This is a genomic window from Peribacillus sp. (assembly GCF_059453735.1).
This window is the reverse complement of sequence record NZ_JAZVJO010000106.1, coordinates 1-3920: the sequence shown is the minus strand read 5'-3', so window position 1 is coordinate 3920 and position 3920 is coordinate 1. Positions and strand designations below refer to the sequence as shown.

At 41.1% G+C, this 3920-nt stretch carries 2 protein-coding genes; both read right to left on the bottom strand.

What is annotated here, in order from left to right; translation table 11 throughout:
* Window positions 1–178 precede the first annotated feature (178 nt).
* The gene (uvrA, locus tag AC52RT_RS03535) at window positions 179–3058 is read right to left on the bottom strand and encodes an excinuclease ABC subunit UvrA (RefSeq protein WP_495539478.1); all 2880 of its coding nucleotides are present in this window, start codon (window positions 3056–3058) and stop codon (window positions 179–181) included.
* 6 nt (window positions 3059–3064) lie between these two features.
* Window positions 3065–3920: helicase-related protein (locus tag AC52RT_RS03530; protein ID WP_495539477.1), on the bottom strand; the 856-nt coding region annotated here is incomplete at its 5' end.

Here is a 3920-nt window from a genome sequence, read left to right as displayed (position 1 = left end):
CAATAAGCTGCTCAATTTGTCATTTGATGCTGAATGATGTAACGAGAAATTTAATTAATCGATTAATTAAATTTCTCGTTACATCATTCAGCATCAAATGACAAATTGAGCAGCTTATTGACATAACATAAGCCCTTTATTAGTAAAGAAAAGCAAACCTATAAGGCTTGCTTTTCTTTTATTGAACAGATTCATGCTCTTTTGCTTTTATCTTATTTTCCATTCGAATTTGATCACGAAGGATAATCGGTTTCAAATATTTTCCCGTATAAGATCCATCAAACATCATAATCTCCTCAGGAGTACCGGTTGTCAAAATCGTTCCACCCTTATCTCCGCCCTCAGGACCGAGGTCAACAATATAGTCAGAAGCTTTAATAACATCCAAATTATGTTCGATTACCAGAACAGTATCACCATTATCAACTAAACGCTGCAATACCTCTAAAAGTCTCGCGATATCATGTACGTGCAGGCCAGTTGTCGGCTCATCAAGAATATAGAATGAGCGGCCATTCGAACGTTTATGAAGTTCAGATGCAAGTTTCACACGCTGAGCTTCCCCGCCGGAAAGCGTGGTTGCAGGCTGACCAAGCTGTAAATATCCTAAACCAACATCATAAATGGTTTGTATTTTACGTTTAATTTTCGGAATATTTTCGAAGAATGGATTTGCCTCTTCGACAGTCATCTCCAGAATATCAGCGATGTTTTTCCCTTTATACTTTACTTCCAATGTTTCACGATTGTAACGCTTCCCATGACATACCTCACATGGTACATATACATCAGGCAGGAAATGCATTTCAATTTTAATAATGCCATCTCCACGGCAAGCTTCACAGCGGCCGCCTTTTACATTAAAACTAAAACGGCCTTTTTTATACCCGCGGATTTTTGCTTCGTTAGTTGAAGCAAACACATCACGTATATCATCAAAAACGCCAGTATAGGTTGCCGGATTGGATCGAGGTGTTCGCCCAATAGGTGATTGATCAATATCAATGACTTTATCCAAGTAGTCAATGCCTTTAATTTCTCGGAAATCCCCTGGCTTCGCTTTGGCACGGTTTAATTTCTGTGCTAATGCTTTATGAAGAATTTCATTAATTAAGGTACTTTTACCTGAACCCGAAACACCTGTCACAGCAATGAATGTTCCAAGTGGAAACTTCACATTTACATTTTTAAGGTTATTTTCTTTCGCGCCTTTAATCTCGATAAATCGTCCATCACTAACCCGGCGTTCGACTGGCAGGGGTATGAACTTTTCACCAGAAAGATATTGACCAGTCAAAGAACGCGGATTCTCCATTACTTCTTTCGGAGTGCCGGCAGCAACTATTTCGCCTCCATGAGAACCTGCTCCTGGTCCAACATCGATTAAGTAATCTGCCGCAAGCATCGTATCCTCATCGTGTTCGACAACAATTAGGGTATTTCCTATTTCACGCATATTCTTCAATGTTTCAATTAACCGGTCGTTATCACGCTGATGAAGACCAATAGAAGGTTCATCTAGAATATATAAGACACCCGTCAGTCGTGAACCAATTTGCGTAGCCAGACGAATACGCTGCGCTTCTCCGCCAGAAAGAGTTCCCGCAGCTCTGCTCAACGTTAAATATTCAAGTCCCACGTTCGCAAGGAATCCAATTCGTTCTTTAATCTCTCGAAGTATCAACTTCGCAATAGCCTGTTCTTTTTCTGTTAATTCCAGATTAGCAAAAAACTCCAATGATTCCTCGATCGAGAGTGATGTAGTTTGACTAATCTGCTGCCCTTGTATTAAAACCGCCAAACTTTCCGGCTTCAGCCGGTAACCTTTACAACTAGGACAAGCACGATCTGCTAAGTATTTTTCCATTTGATCACGGGTATAATCAGAACTGGTTTCTTTATAGCGGCGCTCAATATTTTTCAAAACACCCTCAAAGGCAATATAGCTTTCATGTACGCGGCCGTAATCATTTTTATAGCGGAAATAGATTTTCTCCTTTTTTGAGCCGTATAAAATGATATCCAATTGATCTTTTGGTAATTCCTTGACTGGAACATCCATATCAATCCCGAAATGCTTGCATATGGTTTCAAGCAGCTGTGGGTAATACTGTGAACTTGTCGGCTCCCAAGGAGCGATTGCATGCTGTTTTAGCGTCAATTCTTTATTGGGAATGACTAACTCAGGATCCACTTCTCTTTTAATTCCTAGACCATCACATTCCGGGCAAGCTCCAAACGGACTGTTAAAAGAAAACATCCGCGGTTCGAGTTCTTCAATTGAGAAACCGCAGTATGGACAAGCATGGTGTTCACTAAACAGCAATTCTTCATCATTTCCGATAACATCAATAAGGACTTTTCCACCGCCGAGCTTTAAGGCACTTTCTAGGGAATCGGCAAGTCTCGCTTCTACCCCTTCCTTCACAACAATTCTGTCAATGATTACTTCAATAGAATGTTTTTTATTTTTTTCGAGCGAAATTTCATCACCTAAATCATGCATTTCTTTGTCAATCCGCACCCGAACGTATCCTTGCTTTTTCACATCTTCAAGAATTTTCACATGCGAGCCTTTTCTTCCTGCTACCAATGGTGAAAGTACTTGGAGTTTTGTTCGTTCCGGATACTCCATGATGCGGTCTACCATCTGCTCAATTGTTTGTGAAGAAATCTCGATATGATGAATCGGACAGGTCGGTCTTCCTACTCGTGCATAAAGCAACCGCAGGTAATCATATATTTCTGTTACGGTTCCTACTGTCGACCGAGGATTTTTGCTGGTAGTTTTTTGATCAATAGAAATCGCTGGTGACAGTCCTTCAATCGCATCAACATCAGGCTTATCCAATTGTCCAAGAAATTGGCGGGCATAGGCAGACAGTGATTCGACATAGCGGCGCTGCCCCTCTGCATAAATCGTATCAAATGCCAGCGATGATTTCCCTGATCCTGATAAGCCTGTAATAACCACCATTTTATCTCTTGGGATGATGACGTCAATGTTTTTCAGGTTATTGGCTCGTGCACCTTTAACCGTAATTTTATCCATAGCCATGTATCGTCATCCTTCCGCCTTTAATTCTATTAATAAATCACGAAGTTCTGCTGCACGTTCGAAATCAAGTGCTTTAGCTGCTTCCTTCATCTGTTTCTCTGTACTTGCAATTACTTCAATCCGTTCTTTTTCTGTCAGTGTTTTATAATTTGGAGCGGCATATTCTTCCTGCTCTTCTGCAGCATATGTCGCACGAATCGAGTCACGGATATCTTTTTGTATGGTTGTCGGAGTAATTCCATGATCTTGATTATACTTTTCTTGAATTGCCCGGCGGCGGGTTGTTTCCTGAATCGCCAGCTCCATGGAATTCGTCATTCGATCGGCATACATGATTACTTGGCCATTTTCATTCCGTGCTGCCCGGCCCATTGTTTGAATGAGAGCGCGCTCAGAACGAAGGAATCCTTCTTTATCCGCATCGAGAATGGTTACAAGCGAGACCTCAGGAATATCTAATCCTTCACGCAATAAATTAATCCCAATTAACACATCATATTTACCCATTCTAAGCTCACGAATGATTTCTGTTCTTTCTAATGTCTTTACCTCGGAATGGAGATATTGAACCTTGATACCAATTTCTTTAAGGTAATCAGTCAAGTCTTCAGACATCTTCTTCGTTAACGTAGTTACTAAGACCCGTTCGTTTCGTTTAACGCGCTCATTAATTTCACCAATTAAGTCATCTATCTGACCTTCAATTGGTCTGACTTCTATTGTCGGATCAAGAAGCCCCGTCGGCCGAATAATCTGTTCAACCATTTCCGGCGTATGCTCGAGCTCATATGGACCAGGTGTAGCAGAGACGAAAATAGCTTGGCTGACTTTCTGCTCAAACTCCTCAAAACGGAGCGGGCGA